This is a genomic window from Streptomyces sp. Inha503, assembly GCF_047215865.1.
Classification (GTDB): domain Bacteria; phylum Actinomycetota; class Actinomycetes; order Streptomycetales; family Streptomycetaceae; genus Streptomyces; species Streptomyces lycopersici.
Genome location: NZ_CP178360.1, coordinates 8,608,659 through 8,624,392 on the forward strand (window position 1 = coordinate 8,608,659; position 15,734 = coordinate 8,624,392).

Annotated in this window: 12 protein-coding genes; 9 read left to right on the forward strand and 3 right to left on the reverse strand. The window is 72.4% G+C overall.

Features of this window, described 5'->3' with window-relative positions:
• Nucleotides 1–18: 18 nt before the first annotated feature.
• A complete protein-coding gene (locus ACJX2R_RS36595) occupies nt 19–846 on the forward strand; it encodes a class III extradiol dioxygenase subunit B-like domain-containing protein (RefSeq protein ID WP_413103569.1) in 828 nt (275 codons plus the stop codon).
• A gap of 112 nt (nt 847–958) precedes the next feature.
• Here the strand turns inward: ACJX2R_RS36595 and ACJX2R_RS36600 are convergent, their stop codons facing one another.
• Complete coding sequence (locus ACJX2R_RS36600; RefSeq protein WP_020868007.1) at nt 959–1,201, reverse strand: antitoxin; 243 nt, start codon at nt 1,199–1,201, stop codon at nt 959–961.
• A gap of 24 nt (nt 1,202–1,225) precedes the next feature.
• Nucleotides 1,226–1,408, reverse strand: coding sequence for a gliding motility protein (locus ACJX2R_RS36605; RefSeq protein ID WP_413103570.1), 183 nt, complete (start codon nt 1,406–1,408; stop codon nt 1,226–1,228).
• Between the two features lie 285 nt (nt 1,409–1,693).
• On the opposite strand from ACJX2R_RS36605, the gene miaA reads away from it, so the two are divergent.
• The 6 genes from miaA to hflX all read left to right on the forward strand — a co-directional run bounded on the left by miaA (nt 1,694) and on the right by hflX (nt 9,974).
• The gene (gene miaA, locus ACJX2R_RS36610) at nt 1,694–2,632 is read left to right on the forward strand and encodes a tRNA (adenosine(37)-N6)-dimethylallyltransferase MiaA (RefSeq protein ID WP_262702827.1); all 939 of its coding nucleotides are present in this window, start codon (nt 1,694–1,696) and stop codon (nt 2,630–2,632) included.
• Between the two features lie 108 nt (nt 2,633–2,740).
• Entirely contained in the window at nt 2,741–3,238 is a 498-nt protein-coding gene (locus ACJX2R_RS36615) for a hypothetical protein (RefSeq protein WP_413103571.1), read from the forward strand.
• 76 nt (nt 3,239–3,314) lie between these two features.
• Nucleotides 3,315–4,247, forward strand: a complete 933-nt coding sequence (gene dapF, locus ACJX2R_RS36620) for a diaminopimelate epimerase (protein ID WP_413103572.1) — start codon at nt 3,315–3,317, stop codon at nt 4,245–4,247.
• Nucleotides 4,248–4,383: 136 nt separating this feature from the next.
• A complete protein-coding gene (locus tag ACJX2R_RS36625) occupies nt 4,384–6,630 on the forward strand; it encodes a RelA/SpoT family protein (protein WP_413103573.1) in 2,247 nt (748 codons plus the stop codon).
• Nucleotides 6,631–6,768: 138 nt separating this feature from the next.
• On the forward strand, nt 6,769–8,349 hold the full coding sequence (locus ACJX2R_RS36630; protein WP_413103574.1) for a M1 family metallopeptidase: 1,581 nt from the start codon (nt 6,769–6,771) through the stop codon (nt 8,347–8,349).
• Nucleotides 8,350–8,471: 122 nt separating this feature from the next.
• On the forward strand, nt 8,472–9,974 hold the full coding sequence (hflX, locus tag ACJX2R_RS36635) for a GTPase HflX (RefSeq protein ID WP_262702824.1): 1,503 nt from the start codon (nt 8,472–8,474) through the stop codon (nt 9,972–9,974).
• Nucleotides 9,975–10,108: 134 nt separating this feature from the next.
• Here the strand turns inward: hflX and ACJX2R_RS36640 are convergent, their stop codons facing one another.
• Entirely contained in the window at nt 10,109–11,284 is a 1,176-nt protein-coding gene (locus tag ACJX2R_RS36640) for a trypsin-like serine peptidase (protein ID WP_413103575.1), read from the reverse strand.
• 260 nt (nt 11,285–11,544) lie between these two features.
• Here ACJX2R_RS36640 and ACJX2R_RS36645 point away from each other — a divergent pair, with 260 nt between their 5' ends.
• Both ACJX2R_RS36645 and ACJX2R_RS36650 read left to right on the forward strand, forming a co-directional pair.
• A complete protein-coding gene (locus ACJX2R_RS36645) occupies nt 11,545–13,260 on the forward strand; it encodes a diaminobutyrate--2-oxoglutarate transaminase family protein (protein WP_413106025.1) in 1,716 nt (571 codons plus the stop codon).
• Nucleotides 13,261–13,635: 375 nt separating this feature from the next.
• Nucleotides 13,636–15,696, forward strand: coding sequence for an IucA/IucC family protein (locus ACJX2R_RS36650; protein WP_413103576.1), 2,061 nt, complete (start codon nt 13,636–13,638; stop codon nt 15,694–15,696).
• The last annotated feature ends 38 nt before the right edge of the window (nt 15,697–15,734 follow it).

The following is a 15,734-nucleotide window of genomic DNA, read 5'->3' on the forward strand; positions in this document are numbered from 1 at the left end:
ACGGCTAGGCTGACGATCATGCTGATCGCCGCCGCCGTCTGCCCGTGTCCGCCGCTGCTGGTGCCCGAGGTCGCCGCCGGAGCCGCCCCCGAGCTGGACGGGCTGCGCGCGGAGTGCTTCGAGGTCATCCACGCCCTCGCGGCGGCGCGTCCGGAGCGCCTGATCGTGGTGGGGCCCGCCGATCGCGCCGGGCGCGGGCCGCATGCGCAGGGCGCGGCCGGGACGTTCCGCGGCTTCGGCGTGGAGGTGGATGTGCGCCTCGCCGCGCCGGTGATGGAACGGCGAGCCGCGCCTACGACGGAACGGCGAGCCGCACTTGCGACGGAACGGCGAGCCGCGCCTGCGACGGAGGACCGGGCGTCCGGCGGCGAGGACGCCCCGGACGGCGGGCCCTCGCGCTCGCTGCCGACGTCGCTGGCGGTCGGCGCCTGGCTGCTGGAGCACGCGGGGTGGGACCCGGCGGTGCCCGTCGAGGGGCTGGGTGTGGGGGAACCTCTCGCGGCCGAGCGGTGTATTGAAGTCGGAAGGGAGCTCGCCGGGCGGGCGGAGCGGGTCGCGCTACTGGTGATGGGCGACGGCACCGCATGCCGCACGCTGAAGGCGCCGGGCTATCTCGACGAGCGGGCGGCCGCGTTCGACGCCGAGGTGGCTCGGGCGCTGGCGGCCGCCGACACCGGGGCGCTGGCCGCGCTCGACGAGGAGTTGGCGTATGAGCTCAAGGCGGCAGGTCGCGCGCCGCTTCAGGTGCTCGCGGGGGCGGGCGAGGGGGCGCGCCTGAAGGGGGAGTTGCGGTATGACGAAGCGCCGTACGGCGTGGGGTATTTCGTGGCGAGCTGGTCGTCCTAGCCGGCTCGCGGCCGTGGAGCCTGCGCTCCACGGCCGCGTACCGGCGGGGCGGGCCGGTCCGGGCCCGGCATCGCCCGCCCCCGTCTTCTGTGTCTTGTTCGCTGGGCCGGTCTTATGCGTCGCCCTTGTGCTTGGGCTTGCGCTCGTCCATCTGCGAGAGGCGGTTGAGAGCGTCCTTCGCCTTGCCCGTGCCAGTCTCGATCTTGGCGCTGTACTTGCCCTTGGTCCTGGTGTCGACCGACTTGGCCGCCTTCTCCAGGCCCCGCCCGATCCTGGCCTCGTGCTGCTGCGCGAAGCTGCCGGCCTTGCCCTTCATCTGACCGGCCTTGGCCTTGAGATTGTCCATCAGGCCCATGTGCCACCTACTCTCGTCGGTTGCCTATGTGCGGGCGCTCTCACCGGTCTCGCTGTCGGCCGCCTCGGCCGCGGACTGCTGTTTGGGGATCCCGGCGCCTTCACCCGCCGGGTTCTCCTTCCCGCTCCGCGCGGCCTCAGCCCCATCGGCGGTCCCGGATCCGGTCTCCGCCGTCATGGCGTCGGCCGTGGCCTGGGACTCCCGCACGGACGGCGCCTCCTCGGACGAACGGCTCGCCTCCTTCGACGCACGACGAAACCTGGAAAACACGCCCATATCTACTCCATACCTTACTCGTGTGGGCGAAACTCGCGTGGGCGGAATCCCGTGCCGCCCGGAGTGCCCCCTTGTGCGGTGCGCGGCGATTGCGCGGCGCTGGGCGGCCGATTCCCCGAACCGGCCCTCGGAACCTCCCAACAGGCAACGAACCCGGCCGTGCCCCGTCACGTCGCTCATTCGAGGAGTCGCCGGGGCATTTGCGGGACTGGCCCGGTGAATACTGCAGGCCATCCGCCGCGAGTCATCGCCGTCGTCGGCCCCACAGCGGCCGGGAAGTCCGATCTGGGCGTCGCACTCGCCAGACACCTCGACGGCGAGGTCGTCAACGCCGACTCCATGCAGCTGTACCGGGGCATGGACATCGGCACCGCCAAGCTGACGGAGGACGAGCGGCAGGGGGTGCCGCACCGGCTGCTGGACATCTGGGACGTCACCCAGACCGCGAGCGTCGCCGAGTACCAGCGGCTGGCCCGCGCCGAGATGGACCGCCTGCTCGCCGAGGGCCGTACCCCCGTCCTGGTCGGCGGTTCCGGGCTGTACATCCGCGGGGCCATCGACGCCCTCGAGTTCCCGGGCACCGACCCCGCCGTCCGGGCCCGGCTCGAGGCCGAGCTGGAGGAGCGGGGCTCCGGGGTCCTGCACGCCCGGCTCGCCGACGCCGACCCCGAGGCGGCGCGCGCGATCCTGCCCAGCAACGGCCGCAGGGTGGTCCGGGCGCTGGAGGTCATCGAGATCACCGGCCGACCGTTCACCGCCAATCTGCCCGGGCACGAGGCGGTCTACGACACGCTCCAGATCGGCGTGGACGTCGAGCGGCCCGAGCTGGATGAGCGGATTGCCCTGCGGGTGGACCGGATGTGGGACGCCGGGCTGGTCACGGAGGTCCGCCGGTTGGAGGACGCCGGGCTGCGCTCCGGCCGTACCGCCTCCCGTGCGCTGGGCTATCAGCAAGTGCTCGCCGCCCTCGCGGGGGAGTGCGCCGAAGAGGAGGCGAGGGCCGAAACCGTGCGCGCCACCAAGCGGTTCGCACGCCGTCAGGACTCCTGGTTCCGGCGCGACCCCAGGGTCCACTGGCTCAGCGGAGCAGCCGACCACAGAGGGGAACTCCTGGCGAGCGCGCTCGCGTTGGTTGAACGGGCGGTCACAGCCTGATCACGTCATGGCATCGGGAAGCTCAGCTCGTCATTCGGGCCCCGGCGGGCATGCCATCATCAAGCTCCGATCGTGCCGTGGTGTCTGGAGTTGGGAGGGCGTGTGGCGATGGAGGCCGGCCCTCGCGACACATCGCAGCAATCGCCGCACGGAGACGCGCGGCCGCTGACCCCGGACGGCCCCGACGAGGCCGGAGGGCTCCATGACTCCGGCGCGCCAGTGCTCGAGGACGGTTCCGAGGACGAGGCCGGCGCGGGCTCGGTCTCCGAGGAGTCCTTCCGGGAGCTGCGCCCGCCGCGACGGCTGCGGATCTGGCAGATCGCGCCGATCGTCGCCCTGGCCATCCTCGGTTCGCTGATGTTCGCCTTCCCACTCGCCTTCGAGTTCGGCGATGGAGGGGCCGTCGTGGCCATGCTCGGCCTGCTGCTGAGCAGCTGTGCGGCGGGCTGGGGCCTGATGGCCGCCCGCCGGGTGGGCTACACCTGGCCGGGCCTGCCCCCCAGAGGCTCCGGGCGCCGCCCGGACTGGCGCTTCGTCGTGCTCTACGTGGCGATCGTGGCGTTGCTGGCCGCCCTCACCTTCTGGCGGGTGGCCCGTCTGCGCTAGGCCCTCCGTCCGGCGGTTCCCCCGGGGCCACCGGGCGCCGGGGGCCGGTGCGGGCGGAGCCCCGTAGGATCGAGGAATGAGCACCGCACCACGGCTGGCCTTCCTGAAGGGGCACGGCACCGAGAACGACTTCGTCATCGTCCCCGACCCGGACGGTCGTCTGGAGCTGTCCGCGGCCACCGTCGCCCGGATCTGCGACCGCCGGGCCGGTATCGGCGGTGACGGCCTGATCCGCGTCGTGCGGTCCTCGGCACACCCCGAGGCGCGGGCCATGGCCGACCAGGCCGAATGGTTCATGGACTACCGCAACAGCGACGGCAGCGTCGCCGAGATGTGCGGCAACGGAGTCCGCGTCTTCGCCCGGTACCTTCAGCGCGCCGGGCTGGTCGAGGCGGGCGATCTCGCGATCGCCACCCGGGCCGGGGTGCGCCGGGCCCACATCGCCAAGGACGCCGGTGACGCCGCCCGGCCGGGCGAGGCCACGGCCGGGCCCGACGGCCCGATCACCGTGGTGATGGGCGAGGCCGCGCTGCCCGAGCCCGGCCCCGAGGGGGAGATCACGGTCACGGTCGGTGACCACAGCTGGCCCGCGCGCAACGTGAACATGGGCAATCCGCACGCGGTCGCCTTCGTCGACGACCTCGCCCAGGCCGGTGATCTGTACTCGGCCCCCGCCGTGCGCCCCGCCGCCGCGTACCCGCACGGCACCAACGTTGAATTCGTCGTCGATCGCGGCCCGCGCCATGTCGCGATGCGGGTGCATGAGCGCGGCTCCGGAGAGACCCGCTCCTGCGGCACCGGCGCCTGCGCCGTGATGGTCGCCGCCGCACGCCGTGACGGAGCCGATCCGGCCGTCACCGGGCACCCCGTCACGTACACCGTGGACGTTCCCGGAGGGCGGCTTGTCATCAGCGAACGGCCGGACGGTACGGTGGAGATGACCGGCCCTGCCGTGATCGTGGCCGAGGGGGAGATCGATCCCTCTTGGCTGGGCACGGACCTCGGCTGACACTTCCCTCGAATGGGTGATCCGTTTCACTCTGGGCGAGAGCCGGTCGGCCGTGCGTGATGGGCTCGATAGCATCAAGCACCGGCCCCGGGGGAGTACCCACGCCGGTTGACGCTCGACGCCGCCGGAGGTGCCCATGAGCGCAGAGGCCACCGACCAGGCCCCGTTCGGTCGCAGGCGCGGCCTCCCCCGCATCGACCTGCGCAATCTCCGCAGGTTCAGCCGGGCCGCCCTGCTGGGGTCCGCCTCCCGCGGTCGGTTGCCCGACGCGATCGAGCATGTGGCCAAAGTCCACCGCGCGTACCACCCCGGAGCCGATCTGGACGTGCTCCGCAAGGCGTATGTCCTGGCCGAGTCCTCCCACCGCGGTCAGATGCGCAAGAGCGGTGAGCCGTACATCACCCATCCGCTGGCCGTCACGCTGATCCTCGCCGAACTGGGTGCCGAGACCACGACGTTGACCGCCTCGCTGCTCCACGACACGGTCGAGGACACTGATGTGACCCTGAATCAGGTGGGGGAGCAGTTCGGCGAGGAGGTCCGCTTCCTCGTCGACGGCGTCACCAAGCTGGAGAAGGTCGACTATGGCGCGGCGGCCGAGCCCGAGACGTTCCGCAAGATGCTCGTCGCCACCGGCAACGACGTCCGGGTGATGTCGATCAAACTCGCCGACCGGCTGCACAACATGCGCACCCTCGGCGTGATGCGCCCCGAGAAACAGGCGCGCATCGCCAAGGTCACCCGCGATGTGCTGATCCCGCTCGCCGAGCGGCTCGGGGTGCAGGCGCTCAAGACCGAGTTGGAGGACCTGGTCTTCGCCATCCTCCACCCCGAGGAGTACGCGCGGACCCGCGAGCTCCTCCAGGCCCACGCCGGCCGCCCCGACCCGCTGGCCCAGGCCGCCGAGGACGTACGGGGCGTGCTGCACGAGGCGGGCATCACCGCCGAAGTCCTGGTCCGGCCGCGGCACTTCGTCTCCGTCCACCGGGTCGGGCTCAAGCGCGGCGAGCTGACCGGCACCGACCTCGGCCGCCTTCTCGTACTGGTCTCCGACGACGCGGACTGTTACGCGGTCCTCGGCGAACTGCACACCTGCTTCACCCCGGTGATCTCGGAGTTCAAGGACTTCATCGCGGTCCCCAAGTTCAACCTCTACCAGTCGCTGCACACCGCCGTGGCCGGGCGCGACGGCGAGGTCACCGAAGTCCTCATCCGCACCCACCAGATGCACCGGGTCGCGGAGGCCGGAGTGATCGCCCTCGGCAACCCGTACGCTCCGACGGAGGGCGCCGACGCCCCCGAGGGCGAGCGGGCCGACCCCACCCGTCCCGGCTGGCTGTCCCGGCTGCTCGACTGGCAGAGCGCCACCCCCGACCCCGACATCTTCTGGACCTCGCTCCGCGACGACCTCGCCCAGGACCGGGAGATCACCGTCTTCCGCTCCGACGGCGGGACGCTCGGCCTGCCAGCGGGCGCGAGCTGTGTGGACGCCGCGTACGCCCTGTACGGCGAGGACGCGCACTCCTGTATCGGCGCCCGGGTCAACGGCAGGATCGCGACCCTGAGCACGGTGCTGCGCGACGGCGACACCCTCCAGCTGCTGATGGCGAGCGACACCCGGGACACCGCCTCCCACGGCCCCTCGCCGGAGTGGCTCGACCACGCCCGCACCCCGGCCGCCCGCATCGCCATCAACCGCTGGCTGGCCGCCCATCCGGCGTCGCAGCACGAGTCCCGGGAGGCCGCCGAGGAGCCTGAGTCCGCCCCCGAGCCCACCGGCCAGGACGGGCGGGAAGGACAGGACGCCCACGACCCGCAGGGCGGTCAGGACCCGCAGGCCGCGCGGGGCCCGCGGACTTCGCAGGGCGGCCAGACCGTCGCCCCCGCGTCGCCCGGTGCGGGCCGCCCCGAGGCGGGCATCGTCGTCGACCTGCCCGGCGCGATCGTACGGCTCGCCCGCTGCTGCACCCCCGTACCGCCCGACGCGATCACCGGCTTCGCGGTCCGCGGCGGTGCCGTCACCGTGCACCGCGAGCAGTGCCCCGGAGTGGCGCGGATGACCTCGGCCGGGCGCACGGCCGTCGGGGTGCGCTGGGCGGACGAGGACGACGGGGACGGGGGCGGCGACTATCGCGTGACCCTCTTCGCGGAGGCGTTCAGCAGGCCGCATCTGCTCGCGGATCTCACCGAGGCCATCGCCGCCGAGGGCGCGGAGGTGGTGGCGGCCGCCGTCGAACCGCCGCGTGAGCAGCGGGTCCGGCACACTTACACGCTCCAGCTGCCCGACGCGGGCAGACTGCCGACGCTGATGCGGGCCATGCGGAACGTCCCCGGGGTCTACGACGTGACGCGCGAGGGCCGCAGCATGGCCGCGGCGCACTGACGGGCGGGCGCGCTCCCGAGCGGCCCGTTCCTGATCATTTTCGGGCGTCCGAACTCTTTCGGGTGGATCGAGACTCCTTCGGGTGGATCAAGGCCGGGACCGACTGCGCGGGCGCCGGGGCGCTGGTAGCCGTAGGGCATGACGCTTTCTTCGGGGCGCCGCCCCTGGCCGCCGCGCACCGGGCGCCGCAGGACCGCGTCGGTGGCCGCCGCCATGGCCGCCGTCTTCCTCGCGGTCGGCCCCTCCTCCGCCGCGGGGCCGGTGTCCCCCGCGCACCCGACTCCCCTGGGCATCGGAGACCCCCTCTTCCCGGAGCTCGGGAACCCCGGGTACGACGTCACGGCGTACGACATCGCGTTCGCCTACCACCGTCAGGACCGGCCGCTCGACGCCGTCACCACCATCGAGGCCCGCGCGACCGCCCCGCTGCGCACCGTCAACCTCGACTTCGCGCAGGGTGTCGTGGACTCGGTGCGGGTCGACGGAGCGCGGGCCCGGTTCGCGACGGCCGGTGAGGATCTGGTGATCACCCCGTCCGCCGCCCTCCGTAAGGGCGCCGCCTTCCGGGTCACCGTGCGCCACACCAGCGATCCGCGGAGCGGCACGAACGGCGGCTGGGTCCGCACCAGCGACGGGCTGGCCATGGCCAACCAGGCCAACGCCGCCCACCGGGTCTTCCCGTGCAACGACCACCCCGCCGACAAGGCCCGCTTCACCTTCCGGATCACCGCTCCGAAGAGCCTTACGGTCGTCGCGGGTGGTCTGCCCGGACAGCACGTCCGCAAGGGATCGCGCACCACCTGGACGTACCGCCTCGCCCACCCCATGGCCACCGAGCTGGCGCAGATCTCCATCGGCCGCTCCGCCGTGCCGCGCCGCACCGGGCCCCATGGGCTGCCGGTGCGCGACGTCGTCCCCGCGGCGGACCGCGCACGGCTGGAGAAGTGGCTCGCGCGCACCCCCGGGCAGCTGGCCTGGATGGAGAAGAAGGCCGGGCGCTACCCCTTCGAGACCTACGGCGTTCTGATCGCCCACGCCACCACCGGCTTCGAGCTGGAGACCCAGACGCTCTCCCTCTTCGAGCGCGATCTGTTCACCAGCGGTCAGCTGCCCCGGTGGTACATCGAGTCGATCATGGTGCATGAGCTGGCGCATCAGTGGTTCGGTGACAGCGTCAGTCCGCGCCGCTGGTCCGATCTGTGGCTCAACGAGGGCCACGCCACCTGGTACGAGGCGCTGTACGCCGATGAGCGCGGTAAGGCGAGCCTGGAGCGGCGGATGCGCAAGGCGTACGGGCAGTCCGACGCCTGGCGGGCCGAGGGAGGGCCGCCCGCGGCCCCCGAGCCCGCCGACCCCGGCCAGCCGATCGGCATCTTCCGCCCGGTGGTCTACGACGGCAGCGCGCTGGTGCTGTACGCGCTGCGGCAGCGGATCGGCCGGGCCGCCTTCGAACGGCTGGAGCGGCGATGGGTGCTCCGCCACCGCGACGGTGTGGCCTCGACCGCCGACTTCGTCCGGCTGGCCTCCACGGTGGCGGGGCGCGATCTGAGCGGATTCCTCCATCCGTGGCTGTACGGCAGGAAGACTCCGCCGATGCCGGGACACCCCGACTGGAAGCCCACGGAGAAGGAGACCACGATGGGCGCCGCGCTGCCCGGCGCGCGAGCGGGGCGGCACGCGGTGCGTTACGCGGTGCCATGGGCCGTGAAACCCGGGTGACGGCCCGCCCGCCGCGTGCGACCATCAAGGGGTCGGCGTTCGTGACCGGCCCCGGCGGGGGAATCCCGCGGGCCCCCCACGCGTTGTCGACAGTGACGGTATTCCACGACGTAAGGATTCCTTTGACCCACTCCTCTTCCCTTCCGCAGGACCGGCAGCGCCCCGCCGAGAGCCTTCGGGCCGACGCCCTGATGGAAGAGGACGTCGCCTGGAGTCACGAGATCGACGAGGAGCGTGACGGCGACCAGTACGACCGCTCCGACCGTGCCGCGCTGCGGCGTGTGGTGGGGCTGTCCACCGAACTCGAGGACGTCACCGAGGTCGAGTACCGGCAGCTGCGCCTGGAGCGCGTGGTGCTGGTCGGCGTATGGACCTCCGGCACGGTGCGGGACGCGGAGAACTCCCTGGCGGAGCTCGCCGCACTCGCCGAGACCGCCGGCGCCCTGGTGCTCGACGGTGTGATCCAGCGGCGCAACAAGCCGGATCCCGCCACGTACATCGGCTCCGGCAAGGCCGAGGAACTGCGTGACATCGTGATCGAGTCCGGTGCCGACACCGTGGTCTGCGACGGTGAGCTGAGCCCCGGACAGCTGATCCACCTCGAGGACGTCGTCAAGGTCAAGGTGGTCGACCGCACCGCCCTGATCCTCGACATCTTCGCTCAGCACGCCAAGTCCCGAGAGGGCAAGGCGCAGGTCTCGCTCGCCCAGATGCAGTACATGCTGCCGCGGCTGCGAGGCTGGGGTCAGTCGCTGTCCCGTCAGATGGGTGGCGGTGGCTCCGGATCCTCGGGCGGCGGTATGGCCACCCGTGGTCCCGGTGAGACCAAGATCGAGACCGACCGGCGCCGCATCCGCGAGAAGATGGCGAAGATGCGCCGCGAGATCGCCGAGATGAAGACCGGCCGCGACATCAAGCGGCAGGAGCGCCGGCGCCACAAGGTCCCCTCGGTCGCCATCGCCGGATACACCAACGCGGGCAAGTCCTCGCTGCTCAATCGGCTCACCGGCGCGGGCGTCCTGGTGGAGAACGCGTTGTTCGCCACCCTCGACCCGACCGTGCGCCGGGCCGAGACCCCCAGCGGGCGGCTCTACACGCTGGCGGACACCGTCGGATTCGTCCGGCATCTGCCGCATCACCTGGTGGAGGCGTTCCGCTCGACAATGGAGGAGGTCGGCGACGCCGATCTGATCCTCCATGTGGTGGATGGCTCGCACCCGACGCCGGAGGAGCAGCTGGCCGCCGTGCGCGAGGTGATCCGCGATGTGGGCGCGGTCGACGTGCCCGAGATCGTCGTGATCAACAAGGCGGACATGGCCGATCCGCTCGTCGTGCAGCGGCTGCTGCGCATGGAGCGGCGCGCCATGGCGGTGTCGGCCCGCAGCGGGCTGGGCATCGACGAGCTGCTCGCGGTGATCGACGAGGAGCTGCCCCGGCCCCAGGTCGAGATCGAGGTGCTGCTGCCGTACACCCACGGCAAGCTCGTCGCGCGCACCCACGTCGAGGGTGAGGTGCTCTCCGAGGAGCACACCCCCGAGGGCACGCTGCTCAAGGCGCGTGTGCACGAGGAACTCGCGGCGGAGCTGCGGCGCTTCATCCCTGCCACGGCCGCCGGACAGCGCTAACCAGCTGGTCACGCCGGCCGCATCGGATCGGCCACGATGCCTGCGCCTGCACGACGAGGGCCCGCCCCCGGAAATCCGGGGGCGGGCCCTCGCCATGGGATGGCCGGCCGCCTGACGGCTACCGGCTCAGCCGGTCACTGGTTCGCGAACTTCTTGCTGACCGCGCTGTAGACGCCCTTCGCCTCGGGGCCCAGATGCGGGCCCGCCAGCCAGGTCGCGTTGGACGGGCCGATCGAGGTGTTGGACACCAGCGCCGGCTTGCCGTCCGAGCCGTTGGCGACCCAGCCACCGCCGGAGGAGCCCGCGGTCATGGTGCAGCCGATGCGGTACATCGTCGGCTGCTTGGCGTCCAGGGAGAGCCGGCCCGGCTTGTCCGCGCACTGGTTCATCTTCTGGCCGTCGAACGGCGGGGCGGCCGGGTAGCCGGTGGCCGTGATCTCGTCGATGGACTTCACCGCCGGGGCGTTGAAGTCGACCGGCAGCGCGCCGCCCACCGTCTCCTCGAGCGACTTGCCGCCGCTGGCCTCCGGCTTCACATGCATCACCGCGAAGTCGTACGGAGCGCCCTTACCGCCCACGGCCGCGCCGTTGTCGATCCACTGCGAGGAGGTCTGCGCCCAGTCGGCCCACCAGACGCCCTTGGGGGCCAGCTCCTCCTTGGTGGCGTTCTCCAGCTCCGCCTGCGACTTGCCCGCGTCGTTGTAGGAGGGCACGAACATCAGGTTCTTGTACCAGCCGCCGCCCTTGCCCGCGTGGACGCAGTGACCCGCCGTCCACACCAGGTTGGACTTGCCGGGGTGCGCCGGGTCCTCGACCACCGTCGCGGAGCAGACCATCGAGCCCTCGGGGCCGTCGAAGAAGACCTTGCCCGCGTAGGGGACCTTGGAGCTGTACGGGCTGGCGACCTCCTTGGCCGGGACGGGCTGCGGATCGGGGTCGGTCACACCCTGGTCGTCGGCGATGTCGCCGTCGTCGACCGGCTTGTCGGGCTCCTGCGCCTCGCGCATCCGGTCCGGCTTCCACAGGCCCTTGATGATCGGGTTGATGAAGTCACCGGCCTCGCGCAGCCAGTCGTCCTTGTCCCACTTGTTCCAGGCACCGTTCTTCCACTGGTCCAGATCGATGCCGAGGTTCTTCAACTTGTCGTTGAGGTTGTCGGGCAGCTTGATGTCGTCCACACCCCGCTGTTCCGACGACGCGGTCGGCTTGGCGTCGGCGTTGTCGTCCGAGGAGTCGCACGCGGTGGCGGTGAGCGCCAGAACCGAGGCTATGGCGGCCACGGCCAGTGCGGGTCGGCGTTTGGATGGCATGGGTGGGACTCCCCCTGAGGTTCTGAGCTGCTCTACGGCCTGTATGGAATTGTCATGCACCGCCCCGGCAATGGGGTGGTACCCCACTATGCCGGTGCCGCCTACGACGGCTGCGAGCGGGTCCTTGGTTCCCGGCCGCAAGGATCTTCGCCCAGCCCGTGATCCAGAGCGCCACGCGTCGTTGGTACGTACGGGGGACAGCCGGAGGGTGTTCAGCAGCAGGAGGACCGAGACGCGTGGCCGTGACCCAGCTCCCGCCGATGGCCCTGGCCGCCGTCTCCGACGACGGCGGCGCCGCCCAGGGCATTCTGCGGCGCCAGGCGCTGCGTGAGTCCGCCGCTCGCACCTACGCCCGGGCGCTGCCCATCGTTCCGGTGCGCGCCCGGGGGATGACGGTCGAAGGGGCCGACGGCCGCCGCTATCTCGACTGTCTCTCCGGGGCCGGGGCGCTGGCCCTGGGGCACAACCACCCGGTGGTACTGGACGCGATCCGGGCCGTCCTGGACGCGGAGGCGCCGCTACAGATCCTGGACCTGGCCACACCGGTCAAGGACGCCTTCACGGACGAGCTGTTCGCCACCCTGCCGCCCGGACTAGCCGCACGCGCGCGGGTGCAATTCTGCGGACCGGCGGGCACGGACGCGGTCGAGGCCGCGCTCAAGCTGGTGCGGATGGCCACCGGGCGCGACGGCCTGCTCGCCTTCTCCGGGGCCTACCACGGCATGACGGCCGGAGCCCTGGCCGCATCCGGCGGCGCCCCTGCCGCCGGTGTGACCCGGCTGCCCTTTCCGTACGACTACCGCTGCCCCTTCGGGGTCGGCGGGGAGCTCGGCGCCGAACTCTCCGCGCGCTGGACCGAGAAGCTGCTCGACGACCCGAAGGGCGGGGTGCCCGACCCGGCCGGGATGATCCTCGAACCGGTGCAGGGCGAGGGCGGGGTGATCCCGGCCCCGGACGGCTGGCTGCGCCGGATGCGCGACATCACCGCGGCCCGCTCCATCCCGCTCATCGCGGACGAGGTCCAGACCGGCGTCGGGCGCACCGGGGCCTTCTGGGCGGTCGACCACAGCGGGGTGCAGCCCGATGTGATGGTGCTGTCGAAGGCCATCGGCGGTGGCCTGCCGCTCGCCGTCGTGGTCTACCGCGAGGACCTCGACATCTGGCCCCCCGGAGCCCACGCGGGCACCTTCCGCGGCAACCAACTGGCCATGGCCGCGGGCGCCGCGACCCTCGCCTACGTCCGCGAGAACGACCTCGCCGAACGCGCGGCAACCGTCGGCGCCCGGATGCTGGACCGGCTCCGCCAATTCGCCACTGGGCGTGCGTGGATCGGAGACGTACGCGGCCGCGGCCTCATGATCGGCCTGGAACTGGTGAACCAGAACGCTGGGCCTGTCGAGGAGGCCGGGAACGCGGCGCCGGATGGGCACGCGGCGGGGGCCGGGCATGCCGCAGGGGCCGGGCATACCGCAGGGGCCGGAACCGCAACGAACGCCACCCGTGAGGAAACCCCGGGCTTCGCGTCCCCGGACCAGGCGTCCCTGTACCAGGCATCACCGAGCGAGGCGGCCGCCTGCGAGATGACTCCGCGCGAGGGAGCTCGACAGGAGGGAGCCCGATGGGTGGGAGCCCGACGGGTGGGCACTCAAGGCGACGGTAGGGGCAGGGCGTTGGACGGGGGAGCGCCGTACGCCGGTGACGCGCGTACGGGGGCTCCGCCCGCCGATCCCGCGCTCGCGGCGACCGTTCAGCAGGAGTGCCTGCGGCGCGGGCTCATCGTCGAACTCGGTGGGCGCCACGGCGCGGTGATCCGCCTTCTCCCCCCACTCACCATCACCGATGAGCAGACAGAGGCGGTCCTGGACCGGCTCACCGACGCCCTGGACGCGGCGATCCACACCGTCGGATCCCGCTCCCACGACCTCCCTCCCACCGCTGCCCCATTCGCCCCGCCGCTCGCCGGAGACCACCGGTGACGCGTTCCGCACCGTACGACCGCACCGCCATCGCACCACCGAAGGAGGCAGGCGCCGGGCCCAGGACATGAACGCCGTGACGCCCGCGCCGCACCCACCATGCCGCACATCCCCGGGGGAGCCCCTTTGCCTCCCCAACCGCAGCCCGTGCCCGGCGCCCTGACCGACCCCGACGACTCCGCCCGCCCCGGCCCCCCGCGGCCCCTCCCGCACCCGCCCCACACAGCGCCTCCCCCGTCCGAGGCGGCAAGACCGCCCGCCCCACCTGCGGCGGTCCCGACGGTCAGGGCACCGTCCACCGGCACGACGGCCGCCGACGACCAGACGGCGCCCCAAGGACCCCCAGCACCCCAAGCACCGCCATCGCCTCCAACGGTGGCATCGCCCGCCACGGCGCCGAGCGCCAGCGCGGCGGGAGCGGGAGCACCCCAGCCGCCCGCCCCGGAGCCGCCACTTGCTCCGGAGCCGCCGCCCGCCCCGGAGCCGTCGGCGGAGGAGCCGCCCTCGCTGCGGCTGCCCTCCCAGGGACCGCCCCCAGCCACGACGGCCGTGCCCCGGCAGAACCACGACGGCGATGAAGCGTCGTCAGACAACGGCACCCGCGAGCCCGGCACCCGCGCGCTCTGCGCGGATCCGCTCGACGACCCCGACTCGCAGATCGCGGCCGACGCCGCAGCCGTCGAGAACCTGCTGCGCTGCTGGGTGCGCGAGCGCGGCCTTGTGCGCACCGACGGGGACACCCTGCGCATTCCCCTCGCCGCCAGCGGAACCGTCCTCCTCGTCCCGGTGCGTTATTGGTCGCCCACCGGCTGGCACCGCTTCGGCCCGCCGCTGCTGGAGCACGGCCCCCATGACGCGCCCGCTGTCGGCGCCGTCACCCTCGCGGCCCTGCTCAGCCGCGAGGCGACGTACAGCGCGCGGCGGGACGACCCCGACGCGGACGCCACCGAGCTCGTCGGCCGTGTCGCGGACTCCGTACGGCGCACAGCCCTCTTTCTCACCCTCCGCCGGGCCACACCCGCCGATCCGAGCACGAGCACCCCGTTCCTCAGCGCCGAACAGTCCCTCCTCTTCGGTCACCCCCTGCATCCCACGCCGAAGAGCCGCGAAGGCCTCTCCGACTCCGAATCCACCGTCTGCTCACCGGAAACGCGTGGCTCCTTCCCCCTTCACTGGATCGCGGTCGGCCGGTCCGCGCTGGCCTGCGAGTCGGCCTGGACGGAGCGCGGCCGGACCGTGCCCGCCGAACGGCTCACCCTCTCCCTGGCGGGCAGCGACCTCCAACTGCCCACCGGTACCGTGCCCTTGCCCCTGCATCCCTGGCAGGCTCGCGAGATCCGGCACCGCCCGGAGGTCGCCGCGCTCTTCGACGCCGGCCTGCTGCACGACCTCGGGCCGTCCGGCGGGCCCTGGTACCCCACCTCCTCGGTCCGCACCGTCTACCGGCCCGGCGCTCCGGCCATGCTGAAACTCTCCCTCGGTCTGCGGATCACCAACTCCCGTCGTGAGAACCTCCGTAAGGAACTCCGCCGTGGTGTCGAGGTGCACCGGCTGCTCCGCAGCGGACTGGCCGAGCAGTGGCGGGCGGCCTTCCCCGGCTTCCCAGGCTTCGACATCGTCCGGGATCCGGCCTGGCTCGCCGTCGACGGACCGGATGGCGAGCCCCTGACCGGACTTGACGTCGTCATCCGGCATAACCCGTTCGGCCCCGGCGACGACGCCGTCTGCCTCGCCGGACTCCTCGCGCCGCGCCCCTGGCCGGGACAGCCGGTGATGCGCTCCCGGCTCGCCCGCCTCGTCGCCCGGCTCGCCGCTCGAACCGGCCGTTCCACCGCGGCCGTCGGCACGGAGTGGTTCCTGCGCTATCTGCACACGGTCGTACGCCCCCTGCTCTGGCTGGATGGAGAGGCCGGTATCGCGCTCGAGGCGCACCAGCAGAACACTCTGGTGCTGCTGGGCCCCGACGGCTGGCCGGTCGGTGGCCGCTACCGGGACAACCAGGGCTACTACTTCCGCGCGTCCCGGCACGCCGAACTCCAGCGCCGACTGCCCGGTATCGGTGGCCGCAGCGACACCTTCGTCTCCGACGACGTCACCGACGAACGGTTCGCCTACTACCTGGGTGTCAACAACGTCCTCGGGCTGATCGGCGCCATCGGGTCCCAGCGACTCGTCGACGAGCGCGTTCTGCTGGCGGCGTTCCGCCGCTTTCTCGCCGAGGCCGCGTCCGGCCCCGGCAGAACCCGCTCACCGCTTCCCGCCCGGCTCCTGGAGACACCCACCCTGCGCTGCAAGGCCAATCTGCTCACGCGGCTGTGCGGCCTGGACGAGCTCGTGGGACCGGTGGACACCCAGTCCGTCTATGTGACCATCCCCAACCCCCTTTCCATGTCCGTCTCGCCCTCCGGCTCCACCGCTGTCACTCCCATGGCTTGACTCCGCGACCCGCGATCACGCCCCTCACCGCCCCACGT

What these genes read in the sequence shown, in the direction of transcription:
- ACJX2R_RS36595 (WP_413103569.1), top strand. Translation starts at nt 19, where the DNA reads ATGCTGATCGCCGCCGCCGTCTGCCCGTGTCCGCCGCTGCTGGTGCCC.
- ACJX2R_RS36600 (WP_020868007.1), bottom strand. Translation starts at nt 1,201, where the DNA reads ATGGGCCTGATGGACAATCTCAAGGCCAAGGCCGGTCAGATGAAGGGC.
- ACJX2R_RS36615 (WP_413103571.1), top strand. Translation starts at nt 2,741, where the DNA reads ATGGAGGCCGGCCCTCGCGACACATCGCAGCAATCGCCGCACGGAGAC.
- dapF (WP_413103572.1), top strand. Translation starts at nt 3,315, where the DNA reads ATGAGCACCGCACCACGGCTGGCCTTCCTGAAGGGGCACGGCACCGAG.
- ACJX2R_RS36625 (WP_413103573.1), top strand. Translation starts at nt 4,384, where the DNA reads ATGAGCGCAGAGGCCACCGACCAGGCCCCGTTCGGTCGCAGGCGCGGC.
- ACJX2R_RS36630 (WP_413103574.1), top strand. Translation starts at nt 6,769, where the DNA reads ATGACGCTTTCTTCGGGGCGCCGCCCCTGGCCGCCGCGCACCGGGCGC.
- ACJX2R_RS36640 (WP_413103575.1), bottom strand. Translation starts at nt 11,284, where the DNA reads ATGCCATCCAAACGCCGACCCGCACTGGCCGTGGCCGCCATAGCCTCG.
- ACJX2R_RS36645 (WP_413106025.1), top strand. Translation starts at nt 11,545, where the DNA reads ATGGCCCTGGCCGCCGTCTCCGACGACGGCGGCGCCGCCCAGGGCATT.